Genomic DNA, 25,554 nt, shown 5'->3' with positions numbered 1-25,554 from the left:
CCCTCGAGTGAACTTCGCGATCTTGACGAACGATTGAAGCAAGCGAGTAGCATCGACCACCACCGGCTCGTTCGAGCCTCCCTTACTGTCGGTCATGTCAAACTTCGTGTCCCACTCGTCCACTGTTCGACTCAGCCCAACCACCCAGCCCGACCAAGACGACCCTCATTACCTCAAGAATCAAAGCAGCCCACCACCTGACCCACTCACGATGTGGAGCAGTGAAACCTTTAATTCCCCGCGCGCTTGAAAATTCGGATGACATTCGCCGCGCGAATGAAGACGTGGACAACGAAGAACACTTTCTGGGCAGCCATCTTCGTAATCGGCATAGTTTGTGTCGCTTCTGTTGTTAGCGCTCTTGCATACCTCGACATCGCAGGTGGCGCCACGACCAACGCCTGCGAGACCCATTCATGCACTCTCCCACTTAGCACAATCACAACGACGTCGACGGCAACGACCCAAACCATAACGACCACGACCCGAACCACCCAAACCACTCAAACGATTCAAACCACAACAATCAGGACCCAGACCACAATCATCACCAACAGGACAATAACGACGACTCGAACCGTAATTGCAACGTACAGGCTCGGATTCTGGATTGATGAGAGGGACATGTGGAGCGGGGTAGGCCTCAACTGGACTTCCCAGCAGTTCGTAACTAACTACTTCCTGACTGCGCCCTACCCTTCAGCGATGCTTTTCGCGACAGCCATGACGCCTACTGGACCGAACGCGCCAAGCGCGATAGGGGAGGCCCTGTGGCTCTCACGGGTAGCGAGCCTGGCACAGTCCCAAGGGCTGAACGTGAGGATAGTGATTCTCTTCTTCGTCAACCTCTCGGGAGGAACCATCAACGGGGTTCCAGACCAGACCACTCTCCTCACCCAATACATGAGCGCGCTCGGAAGCCACACGAATATCGCTGGCTGTGAATACGAGCGGGAATACTACGGCAACACCGTCGCGGAGGTCGCTGGATTCAGGACCATCATCAACGGGGCGGGTTACACCAACGTAGTCGACCCCTCGATGATGAGCAACTTTCCCTCTGATCCGGTTTTGGATTACTCGAGCTATCCCTACTTCGGAGGGACTATTCCCAGCTCGCTCCCCTCGGGCTCAAGCAGCATAGGGATAGGATATGGAGAAACTGGTGCTCCAACTGGTTCGACTCCGACTCCAGCGTGGACTCAAACGAGCGTCCAGGCCATTGTAGACACATCTCCAGCCGATCCCTACGTCCTGGTATATGCGGGCGCGGGATATTTACCCGCAGGCCAACCGTCAACGCGGATGTGGAACTGGCCTACGCTCAGAAATTGGATTTGGACTGACTCCAACTACCAGCAAGACTTCGTGCTTTCCACTTATGGATGAGCGCCATACTCATGGAGCCCTAGGCGATCACTATTATCGACTCACCATGCGGAGAAGGCAATCCGCCGCCTACGAATTCAATCTGACGAGGTCAGGGTTTCCGAAGCTCACTCTATCATGTAGGTGGTCTGCCGGCAGACTGGCGGTTTCTGCAGGTGCCCCTTCTATTGCAGGGCGCCAACCAGATAGTAGTGCGTCCCCCTACAAGCGTGGTGCTGGGCGCGCAGAAGTGCGTGCGAAGTGACGGGGTCGACCGATTTGGCTACCATGGAGCAGTACTAGCACCGAGGCGCCTGTGCCGGAGATGAAGATGCCCATATGAATCGCAGTTGGCAGAACTGTCAGAAGGGAGAGCATCTCCCAATATCCGCTGGCGAGAAAGATGCCGACTGAAGAGACGACCAAGGCCTCGGCCAGAGGGAGCCTAGTGCTGGAGAAAAGCTTCCTCAGCGGCAGCAGGAGGCCGATGGCAACGGCCACTTGGACCACCTTGGTCAAAGGGGAGGGTCCCGATGAAGTCACTGCCGAGACTCCCAAAGGCATCCACCCCGCCATGCTGAGAGAAACACCATAGCCCTGAAGTGCCAGAGCCATCCAATTAGTCATTTCATAGAGCCAGATGCCCAAGAACGGTATGAAAGCCGACACAACGAGATCGGCGACTAGCCGTCTATGCCGAGACACTCGAATCAGGCCTGGTTCGCGCTTAACCAGGGTTTAGGCAATCATGACCTAATCCAACGATTGTTCTTGACATTTCACCTGATTCGGCGGCCTCGAGGATATTCGTTATTCCGAGTCGAAGTAGTATATGCCTTGAAAGTCTGGTCTCCTCCGAAGTCTGACGAAAACGAAGACGCAGGCTATGGCAGTTGCGGCCCCAACGGTTGCGAAGAGAGGATAGCTGAGCAAGAAACTTACTGTGAAGGTGTGACTCCCCAGACTGTTTGGGACAATCTGTTCGGTCACCCCCAAATAGCTGACAGTGGCAGCATATATCCCGAATGGGACTCTGAATCGGACTATTCCTTGGGCATCGGTCTTCATTGAGAAGCCGACGCCGGTCGAAGTTGTGACGTTGACCATCGCACCCTGGAGCCGCAAGCCATAGACGTCGGTGGCCCTGACGACCTGTGGATAAACGGCGAGCGGGAAGGCAATGGTTTGAGGGAAGTTCACGCTGAACACGGATGCATTGTCCATCACCACGTTCGAGCCCGACCAGGACACCGAAGTCAACTTGTAGTTGTCTCCCTCGATTGCCCACATCGACAGATTCGGCCCGAGCTTCTGCACGCCGGCAGGCCCGTCTAGGGTGACGGCCTGAGGCGTCAGAGGGCTTCCCCCAGCGTCTGTAAAAGCCAAAGACACCAAGTATTGTGAATGATATTCTGGCGCCAAATACCCAGTCTTGTTAACAATCAACGTGATGGTCGGTGATCGGGAGGTAGAGTCTCCAGACCAGTGGCTGAAGTATTCGCGCACCGACGAATCAATGTCGCTTTGGATCGCGGTGATATTGTGAATCGACCCAGCTGGCCAGGAGAATGTCACTGTCTGGGGGAAGGAAGTCCCATCGACCCAGACCCCACCAGCAACGTTCTTGTCTGTCTTGACGGTCATATCGAATACCGGTGCTGAAGTACAACTGGACAACCCACATGAGGGACCGGAGGCAGGAGTGAGAACGATGGTGAGTGAACGTGGTTTGGTCATGGCAAATGGGGTCGAGGAGAACGTTGTGGCGCTTGAAACCGAGTTGGTGCCCGAACCATCCAGCGCCCAGCCCGTGACCTGGAACCCAACTACCCCGACCTCGCCGGCAAATGAGACAGTGGTCCCGGAGTCGTACCAATAGCCGTCCCCCGGAATGCTGGGAGACGTGACAGACAGCATAGAGGTCTCGGCTCCGTAGTCGAGGGATAACTGGTACTGAGCAACGGAGTAGAGTCTGACAGTATGAGATGTATCCATGAGTACTGAGATGCTAGACGCAGCAGGAGTTTGAACGGTGGTGTTTCGTCCGCCGTCAAGTGACCAGGAGATCACCCTGACCCCCGATCCTTGGCTTCTCGAGCAGACTCCCGTGAATTCGACGGTCGCCGTGGAGCCATCCACATAGGACCCTGCCCCAGACGAGACACAAACGCCCACGACCGAAAGCGTGTACGATGGCGTGCCCTGGGAAGTGCTTGTTCTTGTCGGTGCCGGCTGCGAGGTTGTTAGACTAGGACTGCTTGAAGTTGACGTCGTGGTCGCAGAGCTGGTTGTGGTTGTCGAGGAAGAGGTCGAAGTTGGACTTGTAGGCGTTGTCGTCGACGTGGTGGTCGAACTCGTTGTTGCTGCCGAAGAAGAGGTCGAAGTTGTCGTTGTGGACTTGGCCGTGGTCACAGTGGAAGTAGTTGTCGTGGTGGACTTGGAGGTGGTCGCCGTGGAAGTGGACTTCGTGGTAGATGTTGAAGACGTTGTGGAGGTGGAACGAGTGGTGGAGGAAGACGTGCTAGTCGTTGAACTCGTGGAGGAAGTGGTGCTGGTGGAAGTCGTGGTCGTACCGCCCCCTCCCGAAAGGGTGGAAAGCACGAAGTTCTGCTGGTAGCTGGGGTCATTCCATATCCAGTTCCGGAGCGTGGGCCAGTTCCAGAGTTGATAGGAAGGTTGGCCCGTCCCTCCGCTTCCCGAGTAGAGCAGAACGTAGGGATTGGCTGGAGATGTGTCGACAATGGCCTGGACGCTCGTTTGAGTCCACGCGGGGTTAGGAGTATTGCCCGTCGGGGACCCCGTCTCCCCGTACCCGACCCCCATGCTTCGAGAGCCCGAAGAGAGCGAAGAGGGGATTGTCGCGCCGAAGTAGGGGTAGGTGGAGTAGTCAAGGACAGGCCCAGTTGAGAAGTTCGGCACCATTGAAGGGTCGATGATCCAAGTATAGCCCGCCCCTTGGACTATGTCTCTGAAAGCGGTGTTCTCCGAGACGGTGTTACCGTAATACTCGCGCTCGTACTCGAAACCTGCAATGTTCGAGTGAGTTCCGAGCGCGGCTACGTATTGGGTGAAGAGCGCAGTCTGATCCGGAACGCCATTGACTGTGGTTCCGGAGAGGTTGATGAACATAAGAAGTATTATCTCGACATTTAGGTTCGACGACTTGCATAGACTCGCAAGCTGCGAGAGCCACGCGGCCTCGCCCAACGCACCGGGGTTATTGGGACCTCCAGGGGTCATCGAAGTCGCCCAGACCATGGCAGATGGGAACGGCGCGGTATTGAAGTAATTCGTTATGAACTGCTGTGGCGTCCAGTTATAGCCGATGCCGCTCCATTGGTCGCGCTCGTCAACCCAGAAGCCCAAGCGCGCTCCGCCTGATGCACTGACTGGCGCGACTGTAGAAGTCAGGATCATCGGATAGAGTGAGGAGACCACCAAGATAGCGAGAACAAGTAAACTTGAATCTTTCTTCCTCAAACAAGCAGATTTTCATGTTATTAGGCTCATAAGTGGAATGGATTTCAAACGAGGGTTCTGAATCTATGCTTCCACTTCCGACATCTTTCCATCCGAGAGGCTTCAGTACCAGAAATCTTGCAGGCAGGGGAGGGGATTTATTGAATAATTTTTGCCCTTGTTTTCGCTCCTCGGGGGTCATTAGGAGGGTCAAGATCAGTCGGCTGGTTGTTCAACCTATTGCCTTTCTGTACAAGTCCTCGAATTCCACAATCACTTTCTTTGAGTCGAAATGCTCTTCTGCGTAACGCCTGCCATTTTCGCCGAACAACCTGCATTGAGTGTCGTCTCTTGCGATCCGAAGAATCAGTGCCGCTAGCTCGGCCTGGTCTCCAGGAGGAAACAAGAGGCCGCAGTTGGCGTCTGTGATGATCTCTGACGGCCCAGGCGTTGCGGACGCAATCACCGGCTTCTTCATGCACATTGCTTCGGCAACGACGTATCCGAACGCTTCTCCTCCGGCAAGGGAAGGAACTACGACCACATCGCTGTCCTCGTAGCGATCAATGAGCTGTTCGTCACTGACCTCTCCCGTCCATCCTATCGACCCTGCTATGCCCAACTTCTGAATCAGCCTTTCGAGGCTAGGCGCAAACGACCCACTCCCCACAAGAGTCACTCTAAGGGTTGGGTATTCATGCAAGACCACGGGAAGGGCACGAATCAAGGTCCCAACGCCCTTTCTTGACCGGAGTCCGCCCACAACCAGTATCTCGGGGAAGTTTCCTTCGGGCCTCGCGCGACCAGAAGGTGAGAACTTGGCCACATCCATCGGGTTCGAAATCACCCGAATTCTCTCGGCGATTCGTTCGCCGCAGAGCTCGACAATTGGCCCCAATGCCCCTTTCGTAGGGACGGTCGCGTATCGAGGAAAAAGGGAAAGGACACGTAGTATCCCGCGGGCTTTCGTCTTAACGGCCCTCTGAGGGTCTCCAGATCGCTTTGATTCAGCGGGCAGCCCGGGGAAGGTCACGATGATCGGTCGAGAGAAGAGCGACCCGAATATCGAAGAGGCTAGCGCCGCCGTGCCGACGGAATGAATCACCTCGATCCGCCAGCGCCGAATAGAGACCGCCAGAAGCACCAAGGATTGAATCACGAAGGAAATCTTCCCGAAAAATGAGGAGCTAGCAGAAATGCGCATGATGTAGACTCCATTCGCGCTTTCGCGAGCAGGCAATGCCCCTGTTCGGCGGGTGAGTACAACGACGGAGGATCCTCCTGCGCTCAGGGAATCAGCTATGTTTCCAATCAGCCTCGCCGTCCCGTTTCGTAGCGGCGGGAACGATGGGGTGACAATCAGGACTCTCAATTTCGTCAAGCCAGGCATCCTGTAGAAGTTGGAGGTCCCGTTTGAATACAAGATGGAAGTGTTGTCAAGGTCCCCCGCTTCCTCTAACCCCTGATTTGGGGTTTTGGGCGAAATGGTTTGACATGAGTTCAAAGGAAACCCCCCCTCACGCTAGGTTGGTCGCAACAATTTGACTCGGACTTGAAAGTTGCAGGAGTGGTTCTCGTCTCGCTTGGCAAGAATTAGACCGAGGGCGGCAGGGATGACCCAACGGATAGCCTTAAGCCCAAGAGTTCATGCCATCGAGTGTCATGGTGTCGTCGGAGACAACGTTCGAGGCAGACGAATTCGACCTAATGTTGCTCGAAACGTTGGTCCGCCATCCCGAGATGAACTACAAGGACATCGCTGAATTGCTCCACTGGGACCAGCGGACTGTGGCAAAGCGAATTAGGACTCTCACCAACGAAGGGGTGCTGAAGCAAGCTGTCGAAATAGATTGGTCGAAACTCGGACTTCGGGCTCAGGCTTATGTCGGGTCGACCACAGTTCGTGGGATTGGGTATGCTCACAAGCTCAACGAGCTCATAAACTCCGACCCCAGGATCGTTACATGTTACGAGACTCTTGGCTCCAATAATTACACGATGAAGGTGATTGAGACAGACATGTTCAAGATGAGAGACTCGGTCCTTCGCGACCTTGACGTCCTTGCTGCTGAGCTGACAACCTCGCTGGTCACAAAGAAGCTTAAGCAAGACTACGCGTCATTACTACGCTACCTGAGGGAAACGAGGTTCCCTAGGAGTAGGGTTCACAGCGACAAAGTTCACAAAGGTCCGACCCAAGATTTGGCCGCACGCTGAGATGCCTAGGGTCGGTTCAATCGAACGCCCAGGAAGTCCCGAGGACCATTCTTGAAGCTCGAATCGACCTTGAATTGACGGACTCGTTTGCGATGTTAGAATCGAGGATCGCGATGCGCCTGTTTGACTCCAGCCCTCGAGAACCCGGCAGAGACTGGAACCTTGTATGTACCAGGGAGTCATGCGCATGAATATCGGATTCATGTCAAGTCGACATGATGTTCCTGATTTTGGACAGTAGTTGTTCTACTTCGCATTTCGCTTCCCCAGCTAGCTCTTTCTGACACTCCGAGGGAAGCGTTTGTTGGGCCGACCCCATGGATGAGGCCCTTCTTGTACTCCGGACCATGACAGGTCTCATGGATGACCATTACCTGAAAAATACTAATTCCAACACATATTCATAAGATTGGTGCAGTGAGCCATTCAGAAGGCTGGATTGCGTGAATGAAAGGGTGCTTCTTTAGCGTGTCAGCGGGATTCCGCCGCTTTGGATCTGGGGCCACAGTCATCGCAGCGCTAGTGGCCACTGAGGTTTACGTCGGTTACAACCAGGCGTTCGACTACTCGACCTTCATGATCGGCGTTATTATTCCTCTGGCAGTAGGGTGGGCCCTCCTTCGCCGAAGGGACAACAGATTCCTCTTGTTCGCATTCGTCGGATACCTTTGGTCTGTCATCGACGATGCCCCGGTGAACTTCGATTCGGTCCTTACCTGGCCGGAAGTCACGAGGCTCAACCCCCTTCTTCCTCATCTTACCCTCGAGCTCCTCCTCCACCTGGCAACACTCGTCTTCCTTTATCTCTCTGTATGGGAGATCTCGGATGGTGCCCTCCATTTGCATGATGGGAGGCTGTGGATTTACATGCTTCTCGGGATTGCGTTCATCCTGAGTTACTTTCAGAACATACCTCTTCACTCAGTGCAGTCAGCTGTCAGGTCCTCGTGGTATGAACTGGACGTTCTCGAGCATCTCGCTTCAGTCCTAGTCTTTGGCCTAGCCCTGTTCGGCGCCAAGAACCTATGTTCTCCACGACGCCAGGTTCCCCCCGCGTACTCTCCTGCCGAGCCAATCGAATCATTCATTGTCAGTTCAAAAGCACAGTCATAGAATCGGGAAGGGGCACTGGAATCTTCACTCAGCAGGAGCCTAAGAGGATTTGACTTACCTCCTTCATCCTCAAATGTAGATTTTTGGGTGTAGCGTGGGTCACTTCGAGCGCAAGGCCTCCCACGATAGGCCGCGGGAGACCGATGGGCTGAGATAGCAGCGCCTGCCAGAGAAGTGCCCATCTGGAAATAATCGGCTTCGCTGAGCCAATGCAAGTCGCGTCCTTTCACAAGAGAGGTCTCATGGGGCTCCATAACCTCTTAAGGATAGTTTAGGAAGCGATTCTGTGGCCCGAGCGAGTCCGCAGGATGTTGGTTCCAAGGGGGGGCCGCGAGTCGCATTTTTGTTCAGCGGGAGAATGAATTATCCTCCCGACATTCACAACATGAAAAATTATTACGTGTCCGAGGAAATGAAAAGGCGAGGGCTCACGGTCAATTGGGTGCAGCTCGGAGGACCCAAGAAAAGATGGAACAAAGACGGGATACAATTCGCCGTGCTCAGGGCTCCAAGGGGGGGCCACCTCCCCGAGGCGCTCCAAGCTCTACCTCTAGCCTTGTACTGCGCCACTCGAAGGATTCAGGTGGTCTATGAGGACGAGTGGCTATTCCTTAGGAAGAAGCCTTGGGCGCGTCTGGCGTGCCAGATGATCTTGCGCGGATTCGGTGTGAAGCTTGTTCTAGACCAAAGAGACCCCTACGTGGATTTCGAGATCGCCGCGGGCGAGTTGAACGAGGGGACGAAGATACACAGGCGGCTCTCTTTGATCCGTTCGCTATTGCTCAGACAAACTGACCTGATTATCCTGCCTTCAGAAGCGTACTCCGAGCTTTACATATCCGAGGGCATTCCAGAGAAAAAGGTACTTGGGATCTTCAGGGGGATTGATCCGGAGGTTTTCAAACCACAAGTCAAGCCAAACGACGCGAAATCTAAGTTGGGGCTAGAGGGTAGATTTGTAATCGGCTGGTTTGGCTTAATGCACTCCTATCGCATGATAAAGGAAATCATCGTCCCACTCATAGAAAACCTAGCGAGAGAGATACCCAACGCTCACTTCCTGATTGGTGGAGAAGGACCGCTGCTTGGCGAATTTGATAGGCTCCGAAGCACAGAAGCAGGTAATTCATTCACCATGCTTGGAACAATTCCTTACACCAAGCTTCCTGACTACATAGCAGCAAGCGACGTTACTATCTGCCCCGTAAGCACGAAGTTCCGATTCTCAACACACTCCAACTGGCTTAAGATCGCCGAGTCCGTTGCCGTAGGCACGCCGATCATTGCGACAAAGACTGAAATCAGCAAGCTTGACTACTCACACTTGAAGGGCGTCGTCTGGGTCGACTCGGACTATCAGAGCTTTCTGAGTGCTCTGAAGAACGTCCAGAAGGACCATGGGCTTCTCCACTCAGAAGCGGAGGATCAAGCCAGGCATTTTGAAGCGTTTTCCATCGAATCGAGGATTCCCAGGATTGTGGACAGGGTTCTCGCGCTGGTTCACGCAAAGTGAAGCTGGGGTCAAGGCAAAGGAATTCATGTGATCTTGCGAGCACCGTGCCAAAGCCGAAACATCACCCTTGATGACTTGGGAGCGAAGGGCTACGCACTCACTACCGCTGACCTGTCGATGTCGCCGACAGTCAATGCACCGCAGAGACCCATGGCCGAGTCGAATTCCCTGATTAGTCTGCGCAGGACCTTCCTTACCCCAAGCTCACCCGCCACTCCAAGCCCGAAAAGGTAGGCCTTCCCAACTAGCACAGCGTTGGCGCCCAGCGCCAAAGCTTTCACCATGTCAGTTCCCGACCGGACTCCGCTGTCCAATAGCACGGGGAACTCCTTCCCAACAACCTTGCGGACTTCGAGAAGTGCGTCCAGGCTCGCCACCTCCCCGTCGAGGCTCCTTCCTCCATGGTTCGAGACTATGATTCCGGCGGCACCATTCTCGACCGCGAGCGCAGCGTCCCTCGCATCTAGGATACCCTTGGGGATGACCGGAAGCCTTGTCTGCTTTGTAAGCATAAGAAGGTCGTCTAGGGAGAGGCCAGGTCCCAGCCGAACCTCTTTCCAGAGTTTTAGAGCTTCTTCGAACTGCCTTTCGGGCCTTCCGCCAAACTTTGCCCCGAAAACTGGGTCGCTAAAGTAGACCTCGTAACCGGTCAGATCGTATTCGTGCCCTCGGGGGCCGCTGTACTGAGGGTAGTTGTCCGCCTTGTCCACTGTGACGACGATAGCCGAGTACCCCGATACCTCCGCGCGATGCACCAAGCTCTTCATTATCTCAGGATCTGTACCCGGGTAGAGCTGGAACCACCTCGACGCGTTCCCCATTGCCTCCGCAATCTTCTCAATGGGGGTCGTCGCAAAAGTGCTCACGACTAAAGGCACCCCGAGATCGGCGGCCGCCCTTGCAACACCCATGTCCCCATCGTGATGGATGTAACCGAGCGCCCTCACTGGAGCAAGGAGGAGTGGGGCGGAGGCGATCGTCCCGAGCAGCGTCACCGCGCTACTTCGATTCCCGACATCCCTGAGCACCCTAGGGACAATCTTCCATTTCCTGAACGCCTCAAGATTTGCACTGATCGTCTCATCATAGCCGGTGCCAGCTGCGATGTACCTGAACCGTTCTTCGTTAAGAGTTTTCCGGGCTAGCTCTTCCCAGCCTTCGTAGGATACTGGGAGTTCCTTGCCAACCATGATAACTCGTCGAACTTTTGGACGGCTTCAATTATTTAAGCTGGAACGGCAAAATCCAAAGCGAAGAGGGGGAAATCTAAGCGTCTGGTCAAGTTCGAGGGGGCAAAACGACGCGGATCATGGCCGCACCGCAGAGTCGAGAATCACACATCTCATCTCCTCCTGGAAGGACTTCTGGGGGCAACGAGAGGACACGAGTTCACCTTCGCATCAGGCGCAAGAGTGAATACTCGCGAAAAGGAGACGAGGCGGCGTGTATTTCAGAACCCTAGGACCCGATGGTCCCAAAGTCTCGCGTCTCTGCCTGGGCACGAACAACTTCGGAAAGCAGCTGGACGAGGACGGATCCAAGGCCATCATATCCAAGGCGCTCGAAATAGGGATTAATTTCTTTGACACATCGAACGTATACAACGGAGGACGCTCCGAGGAGATAATCGGTAATGCTTTACACGCCATCCGGAGCCAGGTCCTGATTGCAACAAAAGTCGGAATACTGACAGGTGAAGGACCAAGGACTGCTGATCTCTCACGCAAATACATCGAACGGCAGGTTGCAGAAAGCCTGAAGCGCCTCAAATCAGACTACATAGACCTCTACTATGTGCAGAGGTTCGACCCGCACACGCCTTTGGAAGAGACGCTTAGGACGCTCGATGGGCTGGTCAAGAAGAACAAGGTGAGATACCTTGGTGTCTCAAACTTCACTTTGGGCCAGCTTGAAGAGGCGTTGGGAATTTGCGAGCGGCTCGGACTCGCCAAGCCGGTCGCTGTCCAACCGCCGTATAACCTTCTGAACCGGGACGCCGAGAAGGACCTCTTCCCCTACTGCACAGCCCATCAGATGTCCGTCCTAACCTACAGTCCGCTGTGGGGAGGATTCCTCACTGGCAAGTACCAGGTGGGTAAGCCGCCCCCGTTAGGCTCAAGGGGACTGGCAAACCGGAGGTATTGGGATAAGGTAACGAAGGAAGGAGACTTTCAGACAATCGAACGGCTCCGCGTGATAGCCGAAGGAGCAGGCGTTCCGTTGGGTAAGCTAGCCCTGGCCTGGGTACTCAGCAACTCATCGGTTACCGCCCCGGTTGTAGGCGCGTCCAAACCGGGTCAAGTGGTCGAGTACCTCGGAGTTCTTGAGATGAAGGTCCCGGATGGCGCCCTCTCTGGGCTCGAGCGCGCTCTGGCGGCTTGACAGCACTGGGCCCACTTACGACTTCGCCAATGTTGCCGTGTTCGGGGGGGCCTGACTTGAAAACCTGTGAGAAGGGCATATTTGCCCTAATAGGTTTCGCACTTCCCTTCAACTACTCCAGCCATGACGATTCAAACAGAGGAAAAGGAGTTCCAATCACCGTCGTTGGCCGGCTTGCAACTGATGAGGCCATCCAAGACTCCAGTTTCAGAAATGGGGAGATTCGCATGGATTCTGTATCGACTGAAGTGGGCAGTCGGTCTCAGGCTGATTGGTCCAAGCTCTTGGACGCGGAGAGTAAAGACGAGCCTTGCCTACCAGTTATGGATCCCGTCGCACGTTAAGGGATGGTTAGGTTTCCTTCTCTGGAGGCTCGGGATCAGAATTCCCTTCACGGCCACCGTCGCGGGACGGCCATTTAACGTCAGGAACTCGGCAGATCGAAATGAGTTCTCGAAACGCGTTCGTGCGGCCTATAAGCCCTCACCTTTCGATGAGGATGTTCTTGGGGAGCACGCGGGAGTTTTCCGCTTCAGTTTCAAAGGGAGGAACCTCGCGTTCCCCTATGAAGGCAATAGGTATGGCACGCTGGTCGTGCTGAAAGAGTTCTTCATACACGAACCGTACGGAGGACTGGATGTCGAAGGGATGGACGTAGTCGATATCGGCTCGAGTATCGGAGACACGCCCATCTATTTTGGCCTTAAAGGTGCGCGCAGAGTGATATCGTTCGAGCCATATCCTGCGACGTATGCGCACGCAAAGCACAACATCTCAGCGAATGGCTTCGATGATAGAGTGATACTCCTGAACGAAGGAGCGGGCGTTTCGGGTTGGATGAAGCTATCTCGTTCGGAACGAAACCTCTGGGCCAACGCTGTTCCGTCGAACGACGGACAAGAGGTGAGGTTCAATTCGCTGAACGACATCATATCGAGGTTCGGAATTGAAAAGGCGGTCCTAAAATTCCATGGGGAGGGCTCTGAGTACGAGTTCCTACTGAACGCGTCTGCAGAGGATCTTGCACATTTCTCTCAGATAGCCCTCAAGTATCATTATGGAGCCAAGCCAATACTAGAGAAGTTGAAAAGCGCCGGCTTCAACATTACCAGGAAATGGGATCTCCACTTCAGCTTCAATTCAAGTAGCTCGAGTCCACGGTACGAAGCTGGGCTAATTCTCGCGAAACGAAGAGATCACTCTTCAAATTAGCAAAGCCTGCGGACTTCGCTGCCCAATGCTTGCCCGCTCAAGGCGGCAAGAACATTCTTCGCGACAATACCCCAGGAGAAGCTTCATGCTAGAGATTCGCTTCGGGCTGAGTATTCAACTCTTTTCCCCTCGTCGAGAGGAGTCCGAGTATTGTATCCGCAAGAGCAGACGGTTCATCTGCTCTGACGAGTATGCTGATACGAGTATGCTGATCTGACCTCCCCAAGTTGGTCGCGCGGGCGAGCCTTGGGGGGTAGCATCACTACGAGAACCTGAGGCCGAGTGGAATATTCCTCTGCCAGGTCACTTGACCCTCTCGTGAATCAAGTTGATGTGTTGTGGCCTCACTCTGTCCGGTTCTCCTTCTTGGCGAACATTGCCCTAGCTATGTCCCTCCGCCGGCTCCCTCGAGGCGCCATTCTATCTACGCAGCTCCTGCTCTTCCTCGTAGGCCTCTCGTCCCAATCCGCAAACCAGTTGAAAAACTCGCGAAGACCTGGGTGTCTGGACACAATCTCATTGGGCGCAAATCTGGCGTGTTCTTTGATGAACATCCAGCTGGACTCGTCATATTCCCTGCTGAATAATCCGACCTCCAGATTGTGCTTCAACGCCGACAGCGAGGCGGGGGAGATGTCGAAGCCGCTTTCACCCGCATCAGCCCCCGAGAGGATCAGAGTGAGCTCAATCACCATGCATTTGGAGCACTGACCGCAGTTAAGCTGGTTGCTCGCAAGCCTGACACGCCTGCTTCCAGTGCACACCCTAAGCGGAACCGTGCCACCGTGGCTCTTCGCAAATGGGACAACGACCTGACGAATCTTTTCGACCCTTTCAAGGTCATATGAATCATGAATCACCCTAATACCTCCCCACCTGATTTTCTCATCTGTCATGGGACTCGAACCCCATGGTACCTGGGACTTCGCCGTATTGGAAGAAGAAATCATCACGTTACCAATCTGGTTGAGAAAGGTGTACGGGGCGGACATGCTAACAAGGAACAACCCAAAAGTGAGATCCTCCCACCAGCCCGTTCGGAGCTGGAACTTGAAGTTGGCCTTGATGGCCCCGAGGTTGATCATGTCCAAGGCATTTGTTTCAACGACATGGCTCTCGACCCCAAGGCCACTGATGAAAGGCTGGATACGCTCTTGGACCCGCCTCCAGTATTCATCATCTTGGAGCGGGACGTCTGGCGCTCCTCTAACGGTCAAGATGGATGGGTGATTTTCGAAGTTTCGGATCAAGGAGGTGGTGGAGTCGACTCCTCCGCTGTAGAGTATGCAATATTTCTCATGGTCCCACTGCGAACTGTTCTTCACTGGATTGGCCAGGATTCTCCCCGAGAAAGGTATCTTCGGGTACATCTTCTTGAACTCCTGGGCCACCCGAGGCAGCGAACTCAGGTATTCTTCGTCAACGTCTCCGAACCGAATCTCCGCATTTGTAAGCCATCCCAGTGGTGCAAGGAATCCAAGGAGGGGAATCGAGAGTATGGAAGGGGGCACCTGCTCGATTGGGAAGTCAAACTTTGCGTAGAACAGTCCCGAAGTTAGGAGTGGATCTAGGACCTCGTGGTACGAGATCCTGAGAAGAAGGGTGTCCGAATGTACCTGAATGCTTTCGAGTTCAATGAAAGCCCCCGAGTATGGCTTTCCGGCGGAGCCGTCGGCGGGGGGTCCTCGAGTGGGATTCAATAATTCGTGCCTTCGTCAGGCTGCCTTGATGATCGGTAATAAACTGAATATCCTCGCGGGAGTCGCTTCGTCTTTGCTCTACTTTTTAAGAGATTTGCGGGATGCCCGGTAAAGGTTGGAACGGTCAGTCTCTTCTACAGGGAAGTCTCCTGCAAAGCGCTTCATTGTCGGCACTTTCATCCATACCTACGCCTGGGGGCACCAAATTCGGGGTGACGAAAGAGGGTACATAGAGAAAGTCAAAGCGTTCAGGTCACTGGGGTTTGAATTCTATACACTTGAGAAGGAACCATCAATTCAGGACGGAATGAATGAACAACTCTACACCAAAATGATATTGGGACGTTGTCCCATTCCACCTCAGAGCATTGGCCAACTCCTCATGCTCTCGCTATTTTCCTTGAAAGCAGCGATCCGACGATATCCTTCCAGGCCCGTAGCAATCTATGCGTACAACCAGGATATCGAGAACCTCTGGGTAGGTTTCTTGCTGAAACTCTTGTTCGGTGCTCCTCTAATAGTAGTCTATCACCAAATACGGCCCGCAGCCTTCGTCTCGTTTGGAAAGGGCATTATCGATCGAACGCGAAGGGGTTTCCATCCCGTTCGAGCCGTTTTCAAGAGCCTGCTGCCGGCTCTTAACAGGTTTGCTGCGAATCACGCTGATGTTCATATTGCCTTGTCTGAGGCAACCAGGGAAGATGTCGAGAAGCACATTGGAATCAAAGACTGCACGGTGGTTGGGAATGGGCTGGATACAGTAAAGTTCCGCCCTCTTGACCTACCGAAGACTTTCGACGCGGCGTTTCTCGGCCGCTTGGCACCTCAGAAAGGAATTGACGTTCTTCTGCAAGCCTGGAATGAGGTGGTCCAAGAAGAACCGGGCTCTCAGTTGGTCATATTGGGCGGGGGCGACCCCGAGGACGTCCTACGCTACAAAGGAATGGCAAAGGAACTTCGGCTCGAGAGAAATGTAGAATTCAGAGGGTTCGTCGAGGACGCGGAGCTGGTAAGACTCTTGAACTCGTCAAAGATTTTTGTGTTCCCCTCGAGAATGGAAGGCTTCGCCCAAGCTGTGTCTCAAGCGATGGGTTGCGGTCTCTGTTGCCTCCTGTCCGATATTCCGCCGCTCAAGGAGGTCTACGGGGGCGCGGCTGTGTTCTTCCCGGTCGATCAACCCTCCGCCCTCGCAAGCAAGATTAGAGAATTACTGCGAGCCGAAGAAGAGCGAAAGATGTTTGCCAAGAAGGCGCGTCAGCTCGCTGAGAACTTCTCGTGGGAGAATACCGTGAAGCGCGAGCTTGTCCAGCTTTCCAGACACTCTGAAGCCCCTTGAGGACCGCTCAAGGATCAAGGAAACTCCTTTCCCAACAGTGTCCCATACCGTTCACGTTCCCTCTCGGCGTCAGTCCCATCATACCACCAATCTCTCGAATCTACAAAATACTCCAGTTCGTTTGATGTGAAGCCAGCGACGCCTCCGCGGTATGACCCGTAGAAGGGAAGGGAAACAAGAGCTGCCAACTCAATGAGCCTTTTCTGCAAGCCAATGGACTCGTTAGGTTGGAACAGGCGGTGCCCTACTCTCAGATTCTCTCGATACATGATATACCTGTATCTTGTAGCCCCGCGGAAACTCCATCTCTCTGGATGGCGGTTCTCAGCTCCTTCCGTGAGCAAGAAGATGGTCCATCTGTAAAGGCCGACCTGAGCCGCACGTTTTTGCAGATCCCAATTCTCGCTGTATTGCAAATCCCTCCAACCGCCGAGCTCAGCCACCAGACGCCGGGGGGCGACAATCGTTCCTTGCCATTTTCCTCGCAACAACTTCCCTTCGCATTTCTTGTGGTAGAAGTCGAGGAGCGATAGCAGCCTCGGTTTGAAGGCTTCATCCATGTCCAGACCTGAGATCACATACTGACCTCTTGCCTCCTCGAATGCTATCTCTCTCCCCTTGCCACGGGAGCATTTCTTCTCGATTAACTTGATTAAGCCTCGTCTTGCGAGCTCCTGTAGAATCGATCTCGAGCCGTCTTTGCTCAGGTTGTCTACGACTACGATTTCAAACTGATCGTCAATTTGACTGAGAATACTATTGATGGACTTCTCTACGGTTGCTCCGGAGTTGTAGTGAGTGATACAGATGCTATATTTGAGAATGTGCCATCACACTTCTGAGACGTTTTCCGACGCTGTCGGCTCAGCCTGACAGTGCGTCGGCATAGGCTTCAAGAGTTTCCTGAGCTATTCTCTCCCAGCTGAATCTCTTCTCAACTATCATGCGCCCGTTTTCCCCAAGCTGGGCTGCGAGCTCTCGATTCTCATGGAGGGTCTTTACGGCGTTGGCAATCGCCTCCGGGTCCCTGGGTGGGACTAGGAATCCGGTCCGCCCGTTGGTCAGAAGCTCGGGGATTCCCCCCGTCCTCGCCCCGACGACGGGTCTTTTCATGCTCATGGCTTCCAGTGGGACAATCCCCATGGCCTCAATGACGCTCGGAACCACCACTACATCGCTGGCCCCATAATAGCTGACGAGGAGCTCTTGAGGGACAAATCCTCTGAATTCGACGACGTCTGAAACTCCCAACTCAACCGCCTCTCTCCTGAGATCCCCCTCCATCTCCCCTCGGCCGCCGACTAGCAGCATCACGTTTCGAATCTCGTTCTTGAGCGAGGGCATAGCTCGGAGAAGATAGCTTATCCCCTTGCTCGGAGCGAGCCTTCCCAAATAGAGAAGGACATACTTCCCCGAGACCCCCAGTTCGCGCTTTGCCTCTGACGAATCCTCGGCTGGGCTGAAGAAACGCGTGTCCACACCGTTGTAGATTGTGTGATGCTTAGGGGGGTTCTCGCCCAGGACTTGCGCCAATCTCCGTCTGACATACTCCGAGACCGAGATGATGACATCGACCCGTTTGGCCGAGTCTTTCCAGAGGGCCCCCCACCGCTTCCCCGGTCGCCAGTACCTGGAGCCAGTGCCATGCGTAGTGAAGACTGTGCCACCCCCAAGGGCCTTGGTAGCAAGGAGCCCCGCAATGAGGCCTGGGACATCATAATCCCCGTGGATATGGACAATGTCGTAACCCGCCGCGAGCTTCTTCACATACCTAGCCAACGCAAGTGGCGGGGAAAGATGGCGCGGCGAAATGAGGGCCACACTATTGCCACGCAACTCAAGTTGTCTTGAAAGCTCATTTATGTGCGTGGCTATCCCGCCTCCGCCACGCGCGCCTATCATCGCAATCTTCATGGAGCACAGACCAACCTTGAAGGAATGCGTCTCGAAGGTTCGTCAATCAATCGATGGTTCCCAAACGCTGACTCAAAATCGAAAGCACCCGGCGAGCTCGAGGCCATCTCCACAGTCGGCTTCTCAGTCTTGCGTCGAGCCCCTGAACCCGGGGACCAGACCCTCAACCATCTGGACAGGCGCCTCGATCGGGAGAGCTACCATGAAGCACTTCGCATTGGCAACTCCCCTACGCATGATCTCGTCAACTTTGGCGTGATGCTCCGCTGCCTCCTGAAAGAAGTCCCTCCCGGTGGCAGCCGAGGGAGCGTAGATGAATTGTCCGTTGCGCCACGGAGCAGCCTCAGCCTCCCAATAAATTTCCGCAGACAGGACTCGGGCTAGCAACTCGGGGTCAATCTCTTCGACTTTGGCCTCAGCGAAGGGTCCCCGTCTGATAAGTACGACTTCTTTCAGCTTACAGCGTTTCGGTATAATGACCTCATCGAATAGCTCCACCATCTCGCGCTGTGGGAGAGATTCGAGCGCCTCCATGGGGTTGGCGGACAGCTCGCTCCGAAGGAGGTAGGTACCAATCGGACCCATTCCTGCCGTAAGGCGAATTCTGAGTTCTGGGAATGATGCCAAGTGTCCCCCGTGCAGCTTGACTAGCCCGGGATATGGCAGAACCTCGCCACTCTCTGCCAAGATTACTAGGGCGTCTCCTAGGAAGGCTGCTTTCTCCTTCGCGAAACGGAGCGCAAGGGTGCTCTTACCGATGTTCGCCGACCCAGCGAACACCGTCGCAGCGCTTTGGGAGCAGACGGAAGCAGCGTGGATGAGGCTCAGTCCTTTTGCTGGGAGCCTGTAGAAAAGGAACGGCTCGAGAATAGCCTCAGTTATCATTTCAGCCTGTCGGACAACCTGTCTCATCCCGAGGGGGTTACCCGCCACGGCGAGCATAGCCCGCCTCAAATGGCCGTGCCTGACATCTCGACCGAAAGTCTTCCGCGGAGTCATGGGTCTCCGCAGGCTTGGAACGTAGACGGTCACCGGTTCTCCCCAAGCTCGGAGGTCCCCGATCACCACGTATTCGGCCTCGGACCTCACTACCTTCTTGGTGGCCTTGTTGCGAAGGACACTCGTCGTTCTGCTCTCCGGGTCGTAGAGGATTCTGTCTCCGACGAGTGTTCCAGTGGGCGTCCATTCCTGGCTCGGATATTGTCCGAGGACCAATGTTAGATCGGGAGTCTTTGTCGGAGACCTAAAGAAACTCAGCGTCCTATCAATTATCTCAGAAACCGGGTCATGACCGACCAGTCTCATCGCTACTGCCCCATGAACATCGTAGCTTCGTTCCTCTTCTCCACCTTCCCCCTTCGGACTATTCACGCGATTCGCCTGCCCCAAAGTCGATGAAGAGACCAATGTCCAGCGAGTTGAATTCTGGATCTTGGCCGACGAGAGCTCCCTGGGAAAGGAGAGACAGTCGGGCACCAGTATAGGCAAGCCTCTGCGAAAGGCCAATATTCTCGCCGGGGCTGAAGATCTTCAATCCGAGCCGGAGTCTGTTGCGGTACCGTTCATACCTTTGGACCAACCTGGTGAGAGCCCGTCTTGACACCGGATGAAGAGTCTCGTTCGCCGCAAACCTGAACGAAGTCCAACCGAAACTTTGCTGCTTGTTCGCCCGGCTCCAGATGTCCCAATCCTCGAACACGTTCAAGTCGCGCCACCCGCCAAGCGACGCGATCAGCTTCTGAGGGCCGATTGTGATGTTCTGCGTCCACCCCCTGGTCATGTCGGGAGGGGGGGAGGAGTTGAATACTGCCAACAGTTTCCCTCCAACTATCTCGTGATACCTCGTCACCACTTCATTCAGGACAGGCAGGAATGTGTCATCAAGGTCCAGGTTCGCGATTATGTACTCTCCCGATGCGTTCTCGAAGGCGAACTGGCGGCCCAATCCCCGCGAACATCGCCTCCGAATAACCTTCACCCCGTGGGACTGTTCGAATTCCCTGAGTACTTCGTATGTCCCGTCGTTGCTGAAGTTATCCACGATGACGACCTCAAAATTCTCGTTAAGCTGCCCGAGGAGGCTGCTGAGAGAGTCTCTGACGGTTGCGACTTCGTTGAAACACGTCATGCAGACGCTGTATCTGGTCATGTGACTAACTCCTTCCCTGACTCTCCCGTTCGTCCATCGGCAGCCCTCTTAATCGCGTAGGTAGGCCTCCTCGTAGTTCACAGTGTTATCTCCGGATGAACTGTCATCGCCGCAGAGCGCGAATCGGCAAGCCGACCATGGACTCGAATCCTTCCTTTCTTGTGAACCCATAGCGTAGGATCTTGGACCACTGTCCACTCGCTACATAGCAGGAGAATAGATAATCGAAGGAACGCTTGACGCTTTCGGAATCCAGTGCCCCCATGTTCATGCGAAGATGCTTCTCGAGTATTTGGCCTTGCACACTCCACCGTTTCTTCTTTGAAATTCTATTTAACGTGTTCTGATCGTAGATTCTGTATCCGTATGTTGAAACCCCGTCATATGTGATGGGATAGCTAGCAGCGAGGCGAAGACACATCTCGAAATCCTCCCCCCAGGTTAGGGTTTCATCGAACTTGCCTACCTCTTCGAAACAGATCTTCTTCGCCGTTATCAGCCCACCGTGGAATCTGAAAGCCCCGCTTAGCAGATAACTCAGGATCATCCCAGAGGGTCGAAAGGCGGAGTCAGAAGGAGAGGTGGAGACCGTTGTTGCCTTGGAGTCGATATACACGGGATCCGAGTAGATGGGTGAAGGAGTTGGATTGTTCGCGGCAAGATCCACGAGTCTCTGCAACCTGTCTCGAGAGAATAGGTCGTCCGAGTCCATGAAAGTCACCAGGGTTGACGTTGTTTCCCTTACGCCGGTATTTCTTGCGGCTGCAGGACCTAGATTCCTGGGATGTTCAAGTAACCTAATCCGACTATCGGTCTCTTGTAACCCCCTGATAATCTCGCTCGAGGAATCAGTCGACCCGTCATCCACGAGGACGAGTTCGAAGTCCCCGAGTGACTGGCCGAGTAGACTCCTTATCGCAAGTTCAAGATACGCCCCTTTGTTGAAGTTCGTCATTACCACTGAGACTCGAGGTAGCATTTGTCTAATGAGCACCGGGCCGGGACAACGAGCGGGAGAGAGCCAGAGAGATAGACGTACAGGCTCAGCCTCGTCTCTGATTTCGTCTCTGAGCCCCGTCTCTGAGGCTCTGATTGCTCGAAGACGCATCCATGGAGATAGACTGGTCTTTCACGAGGGACAAACCCTGAGCAGGTTGATCAGACGGGGTCACTCTAGAGCCTACGGCCGAGGTCTATCGGCAGCACTCCGACGCCTATTCTGCGCACGTTAACCTTCGCGCGGGTAAACTTCTTGACGTCATACAGACCCCTGCCGTCAACCACGGCTGGTTGCCTCATCAGACTCTTGAAGGCCCGAGGACTGAGTCTCTTGAATTCGTCCCACTCGTTCGTAACGATGCAACAATCTGCACCTCTGATGCAGGAGGAGACGCTCCTCGCGAGCTTGAACGAATCCTCCTTGTGCTTTTCAACAAGGTAGGCTGGGTCGTACGCTGTGACCTCAGCTCCCTTGCTTACAAGCGACTTTGCCACGCGAATTCCGACCGATTCTCTCGTGTCGTCGGTTCCTGCCTTGAATGCTAAGCCTAGGACGGCAATTCTCTTACTCCTGACAGAGCCAATGAGACTTTCTGCCATGGCAATCGCCTCGTTAGCCTGGCCCTCGTTGACCTCCACTGCCATACTCAGGAGGCCTTCGTTGACGCCCATCGACCGAGCGAGTGAGATTAACGCGTTCGTGTCCTTTGGGAGGCAGCTCCCCCCGAACCCCAGCCCTGCGCGGGAGTACCTCTTGTCGATATGATTGATCAGGAGGAGCCCTCGTACGACTTCGTCGACCTTGGCGCCTCCCAGTCTGGAGCACATGTTGGCCAAGGTGTTGATGAAGCTGAGCTGGACGGCTCTGATGGAGTTCACTCCGTACTTTACGAACTCTGCATTCACTGCTTCGGTCACCAATAGAGGGGGCATCTTCACATAGACTCTGCCGTAAAGCGATTTCATGACCCGCACTGAGCGTTGGTCCACCTTCCCGAGGACTACGGCGTCGGGATGCATCATGTCCCAGACTGCCTTCCCCTCTCTCAGGAACTCCGGATTCGTTACAAGTCCGAATCCTTCACCGCACTTGAGACCCGACTCCTTTTCCAGAATGGGAAGGATTCTCTCTTGCGTAGTCGAAGGAGTAACAGTGCTCTTGACGACGACTACGGGGTACTCTCTCCTTCCTTTCAGAAGCCTGCCCACAGCTCCGGCGGCGGCTTCTACGTAGCTGGTGTCAATCGTGCCACCAGGCAGTCCCGGTGTTCCCACGGTAAGGAAGACGATATCACAGCTCTTTATCGCCTCATAGCTCTCGTGGAAGGATATTAGCCCTGAACCGAGCGCCCGTTTTATGAGGAAGTCCACCCCTTCCTCGTGAATAGGAACGATCCCCTTCGAGAGAGTTGCGACTCTGCGCTGGTCGACGTCGACTCCGACCACGCGAATGCCTCTTGATGCTAGGCAAGCTGCCGTAGTAAGTCCGACGTAGCCCAACCCTACCATCCCAACCGTGTGCTTTGAAATCATCTTTGTTCGCTTGCCCCAGACCCGGGAAGTTCGGATAATAGGAGATTCGCTTTGGACTTGCTCGAACCAGGAATGGTGGCCAGAGGGCGCCTTGCGACCATTGGGCTCCCCCGGTGACCGGAAATGGCGATGTATTTCATGCGACATCACTCTCAAAGAGGCACAAAACTTCGGTCGTACTGGCTTCCCAGGACAGCCCTGAGGCACGCTGTCGAGCATTCTTCCCCATTCGTCCCATCTCTGAGGGGTCGGCGAGAAGGCCCTGGATCGCTGCCCTCAGCCCTTCGACGTCTTCGCTCCTGACGAGTGTTCCGGTAACACCGTCGATCACGGCCTCGGGAATCCCCCCCGTTCGCGTACCTACGGAAGGGACGCCAAAAGCGCCCGCTTCGAGGAAGACCGTACCGAAGCCTTCCGCGTCGACTTTCGATTGCCTGGAAGGCATCACGAAGATGGAAGCTTCAGCATACCTCGCCCAAAGACTCCTCCCATAGAGCGCGCCGTGGAAGGTGACGGCGTCTCCCAGGCCGAGCTCGTCTGCTTGGGTGCGGAGGTTTCCCATTTCGGGCCCATCACCCACTATGTCGAGCCGGAGGTCAGCGAATGTGGGTCTCAGTAGACTGAATGCAGTCAGAAGGAGGTCCCCTCCCTTTCTCCTTACGAGCCTTCCTACGAAAAGAATTCGCCGGCTCTGCTGATGGCTTTGGTCAAAGCTCGGACCTTCAGCAATCCTGGCATCGACGCCCGGATAAATAATAGCTAAAGGGCTCCTTGGTCCGAGCGGAAGCAGCCCTGCCGTGTATCTGGAATTGGTCGCAACCCTTCCCGCCAAGAGAATCGATAGCATAAGTGAGATCCTTCCACTAGTCTGCTGCCTAGCCTGAAGGATATCCCTGCCGTAGAAGAAGATGCCGCTTTTCCTCCCAGTCAATCGAGAGAAGCCCAAGACGAGAAGACCGGCAGCAGTCGACCCACCGCTTAGGATGAAGATGGAATCGAGCGATGAACGGCTAATCATCCGGACCAGCGCTCCGAAGGTCCTGGGAAGCTGGAGGATAGACGAGGAGAGGCGAGTCAGTGTCGTTCCTTGGTATGGTTCCACGGACATCTCTTGGTGAGGCGCGAGCGCCGCCACTTCGACGTGAACTCCCGACCTGACCAGAGCTCTGGTATATGCTAACGCCCTCCCTTCCATCCCCCCAGAACCGACCGGAGGGTCACAGGTCACTATCAGCATTCTCACTTCCAGTTCAATCAACCCTTGTGGTGAGTCAGTTAGGAGCGAGCTGACGGCCGCAGGCTACAAGGAGTGTTTCTGGCAGGACGCGGTCGACCGATCTGGCGGCTATGGAGCAACACTAACACCGAGGCGCCTAATGCCTCTCATCAACTGTTCTGGCACCACTCGTCGAGCAATATTCAAGAAGAGAATTCACCATCTCAGTTGTGCATGAGCTCGTCGTAGGCTGATCTTGTCCTTTCTGCCACGGCATGCCAGGTGAACAATCTTTCAACGCGCTCTCTTCCGCGCCTGCCCATTGCGGCCCTCGTGTGTTCATCTTCCAAGAGCGCAATCAGTTCCTCCGAGATGGCGTCGGGTGAACCGAATGGGATAAGCAAACCTGTTTCGCCATCCTTCACCAGCTCTGGAATCCCTCCGGTCCTAGTGGCCACGACAGGCTTTCCGCAGGCCATCGCCTCCACTACCACCTTTGGGAATGCCTCGTAGTAGGTGGGAAGGACAAAGACCTCTGAGTGGCGATAAAACCCAATTAGTTCTGTGTTCTTCACGGCGTCCAGGAGGGTCACGCAGTCCTCCACCCCGTTCCTCTGCATTTCTCCCCGGAGCATCTGCTCGAAATCAGTCCTCCCGAGCCAGGCAGGTGTACCTCCAATACACACCAGGTGTGCGTCCGGGATCTCCGACCTGACACGTTTCATCGCACGAATGACGTAAAAGATTCCTTTGCGCAGCCCGAAGTGACCAACGAAGAGGACGATTCTCTTTCCGCCGAGGTCAGCCAGCTGTGCTGGGAGGGGAACACCCTCCTTTGGACTGAAAAGACTGGCATCGACACCATTGTAGACAACCCTGACCTTCTCGGGATTGATGCCGTAGGTTCCTGTCACGTCACGCTCTACGGCTTTGCTCACTACGAGAAGCCTGTCGGCGCTGGACCAAAGCATCCTCTCCCGCACCACATGGAAAGGCATTCCGCCGCTCGACTGTTCAACCTTGATTTCCCCATGACTCAGGCTGATGGGGACGTTGTGAGACCGGGACGTGCCGTGTGAATGGCACACGAGAGGGGTGCGTCCCCATCTGCTAGTGATACTCAGGAAGATGCCCGAAGTAGCATGCGGGTGAAGAACCCATCCAGGTTCGCCCCCCGTGAGCCTCAGGCTGAGGTCCAGGGCGGTTACGTTGAAGGGGCTGTTGACCCTGTGAATCTCTACCCCCTTCACTGTTTCGTGGGAAGGCTGCCCGGGGCTCCTTCTCGCAATCACATGCACTTCGTAGCCCATTCGAGCCTGTTCCTCAGATAGATTCACAAATACTGGCTGGAGGCCATATGAAGCCTCCCCAGCTCTAGGATACTCGCCGACGAAACGGCAAACCTTGGTTATCAATTCGTGGTCAATTCGTTCCATGGCCGAG

21 protein-coding genes are annotated in these 25,554 nt (G+C 54.7%); 9 read left to right on the top strand and 12 right to left on the bottom strand.

Features of this window, described 5'->3' with window-relative positions; all coding sequences use genetic code 11:
• The first annotated feature begins 276 nt into the window (after positions 1-276).
• Both OK438_00840 and OK438_00835 read left to right on the top strand, forming a co-directional pair.
• Complete coding sequence (locus tag OK438_00840; protein ID MDA4123983.1) at positions 277-1,389, top strand: hypothetical protein; 1,113 nt, start codon at positions 277-279, stop codon at positions 1,387-1,389.
• Positions 1,390-1,771: 382 nt separating this feature from the next.
• Positions 1,772-1,963, top strand: a complete 192-nt coding sequence (locus OK438_00835; protein MDA4123982.1) for a hypothetical protein — start codon at positions 1,772-1,774, stop codon at positions 1,961-1,963.
• A 215-nt stretch (positions 1,964-2,178) separates the two neighbouring features.
• Here OK438_00835 and OK438_00830 read toward each other — a convergent pair whose 3' ends face one another.
• Positions 2,179-3,363 carry a hypothetical protein gene (locus OK438_00830; GenBank protein ID MDA4123981.1) on the bottom strand — a complete coding sequence of 395 codons (1,185 nt, stop codon included), beginning with the start codon at positions 3,361-3,363 and terminating at the stop codon, positions 2,179-2,181.
• Positions 3,364-3,565: 202 nt separating this feature from the next.
• On the opposite strand from OK438_00830, the gene OK438_00825 reads away from it, so the two are divergent.
• Positions 3,566-3,985, top strand: a complete 420-nt coding sequence (locus tag OK438_00825) for a hypothetical protein (protein MDA4123980.1) — start codon at positions 3,566-3,568, stop codon at positions 3,983-3,985.
• 1,074 nt (positions 3,986-5,059) lie between these two features.
• Here OK438_00825 and OK438_00820 read toward each other — a convergent pair.
• Complete coding sequence (locus OK438_00820) at positions 5,060-6,208, bottom strand: glycosyltransferase family 4 protein (GenBank protein ID MDA4123979.1); 1,149 nt, start codon at positions 6,206-6,208, stop codon at positions 5,060-5,062.
• Between the two features lie 281 nt (positions 6,209-6,489).
• On the opposite strand from OK438_00820, the gene OK438_00815 reads away from it, so the two are divergent.
• The 3 genes from OK438_00815 to OK438_00805 all read left to right on the top strand — a co-directional run bounded on the left by OK438_00815 (position 6,490) and on the right by OK438_00805 (position 9,670).
• Positions 6,490-7,044 carry an Lrp/AsnC family transcriptional regulator gene (locus tag OK438_00815; GenBank protein MDA4123978.1) on the top strand — a complete coding sequence of 185 codons (555 nt, stop codon included), beginning with the start codon at positions 6,490-6,492 and terminating at the stop codon, positions 7,042-7,044.
• Between the two features lie 468 nt (positions 7,045-7,512).
• Positions 7,513-8,157, top strand: a complete 645-nt coding sequence (locus OK438_00810; protein MDA4123977.1) for a hypothetical protein — start codon at positions 7,513-7,515, stop codon at positions 8,155-8,157.
• A 343-nt stretch (positions 8,158-8,500) separates the two neighbouring features.
• Positions 8,501-9,670, top strand: coding sequence for a glycosyltransferase (locus OK438_00805; protein MDA4123976.1), 1,170 nt, complete (start codon positions 8,501-8,503; stop codon positions 9,668-9,670).
• A gap of 89 nt (positions 9,671-9,759) precedes the next feature.
• On the opposite strand, the gene OK438_00800 is transcribed toward OK438_00805, so the two are convergent.
• Positions 9,760-10,860 carry an alpha-hydroxy-acid oxidizing protein gene (locus tag OK438_00800; protein ID MDA4123975.1) on the bottom strand — a complete coding sequence of 367 codons (1,101 nt, stop codon included), beginning with the start codon at positions 10,858-10,860 and terminating at the stop codon, positions 9,760-9,762.
• Between the two features lie 253 nt (positions 10,861-11,113).
• Here OK438_00800 and OK438_00795 point away from each other — a divergent pair, with 253 nt between their 5' ends.
• Both OK438_00795 and OK438_00790 read left to right on the top strand, forming a co-directional pair.
• Positions 11,114-12,052 (top strand): aldo/keto reductase, encoded by a 939-nt coding sequence (locus OK438_00795; GenBank protein ID MDA4123974.1) that lies wholly within the window; start codon positions 11,114-11,116, stop codon positions 12,050-12,052.
• 594 nt (positions 12,053-12,646) lie between these two features.
• Positions 12,647-13,264 (top strand): FkbM family methyltransferase, encoded by a 618-nt coding sequence (locus tag OK438_00790; protein ID MDA4123973.1) that lies wholly within the window; start codon positions 12,647-12,649, stop codon positions 13,262-13,264.
• 344 nt (positions 13,265-13,608) lie between these two features.
• On the opposite strand, the gene OK438_00785 is transcribed toward OK438_00790, so the two are convergent.
• Complete coding sequence (locus tag OK438_00785; protein MDA4123972.1) at positions 13,609-14,964, bottom strand: hypothetical protein; 1,356 nt, start codon at positions 14,962-14,964, stop codon at positions 13,609-13,611.
• Between the two features lie 115 nt (positions 14,965-15,079).
• Here OK438_00785 and OK438_00780 point away from each other — a divergent pair, with 115 nt between their 5' ends.
• Complete coding sequence (locus tag OK438_00780) at positions 15,080-16,300, top strand: glycosyltransferase family 4 protein (GenBank protein MDA4123971.1); 1,221 nt, start codon at positions 15,080-15,082, stop codon at positions 16,298-16,300.
• A 14-nt stretch (positions 16,301-16,314) separates the two neighbouring features.
• On the opposite strand, the gene OK438_00775 is transcribed toward OK438_00780, so the two are convergent.
• From OK438_00775 to OK438_00740, 8 genes are all read right to left on the bottom strand, one after another.
• Positions 16,315-17,103 carry a glycosyltransferase gene (locus tag OK438_00775; protein MDA4123970.1) on the bottom strand — a complete coding sequence of 263 codons (789 nt, stop codon included), beginning with the start codon at positions 17,101-17,103 and terminating at the stop codon, positions 16,315-16,317.
• A 61-nt stretch (positions 17,104-17,164) separates the two neighbouring features.
• Complete coding sequence (locus tag OK438_00770; protein MDA4123969.1) at positions 17,165-18,214, bottom strand: glycosyltransferase family 4 protein; 1,050 nt, start codon at positions 18,212-18,214, stop codon at positions 17,165-17,167.
• 123 nt (positions 18,215-18,337) lie between these two features.
• The gene (locus tag OK438_00765; protein MDA4123968.1) at positions 18,338-19,585 is read right to left on the bottom strand and encodes a hypothetical protein; all 1,248 of its coding nucleotides are present in this window, start codon (positions 19,583-19,585) and stop codon (positions 18,338-18,340) included.
• Entirely contained in the window at positions 19,578-20,363 is a 786-nt protein-coding gene (locus OK438_00760; protein MDA4123967.1) for a glycosyltransferase, read from the bottom strand. The genes OK438_00765 and OK438_00760 overlap by 8 nt, the downstream gene beginning before the upstream one ends.
• Positions 20,364-20,466: 103 nt before the next feature.
• On the bottom strand, positions 20,467-21,342 hold the full coding sequence (locus OK438_00755) for a glycosyltransferase (protein ID MDA4123966.1): 876 nt from the start codon (positions 21,340-21,342) through the stop codon (positions 20,467-20,469).
• Between the two features lie 194 nt (positions 21,343-21,536).
• The gene (locus OK438_00750; GenBank protein MDA4123965.1) at positions 21,537-22,895 is read right to left on the bottom strand and encodes a nucleotide sugar dehydrogenase; all 1,359 of its coding nucleotides are present in this window, start codon (positions 22,893-22,895) and stop codon (positions 21,537-21,539) included.
• Between the two features lie 136 nt (positions 22,896-23,031).
• Entirely contained in the window at positions 23,032-24,123 is a 1,092-nt protein-coding gene (locus OK438_00745) for a glycosyltransferase family 4 protein (GenBank protein MDA4123964.1), read from the bottom strand.
• Between the two features lie 212 nt (positions 24,124-24,335).
• Positions 24,336-25,547, bottom strand: a complete 1,212-nt coding sequence (locus tag OK438_00740; protein MDA4123963.1) for a glycosyltransferase family 4 protein — start codon at positions 25,545-25,547, stop codon at positions 24,336-24,338.
• Between the last annotated feature and the right edge of the window lie 7 nt (positions 25,548-25,554).

It is taken from the genome of Nitrososphaerota archaeon (genome assembly GCA_027887005.1).
GTDB lineage: Archaea > Thermoproteota > Nitrososphaeria > Nitrososphaerales > Gagatemarchaeaceae > UBA183.
The sequence above is the reverse complement of the archived record's forward strand: the minus strand, read 5'-3'. Positions and strand labels throughout refer to the sequence as shown.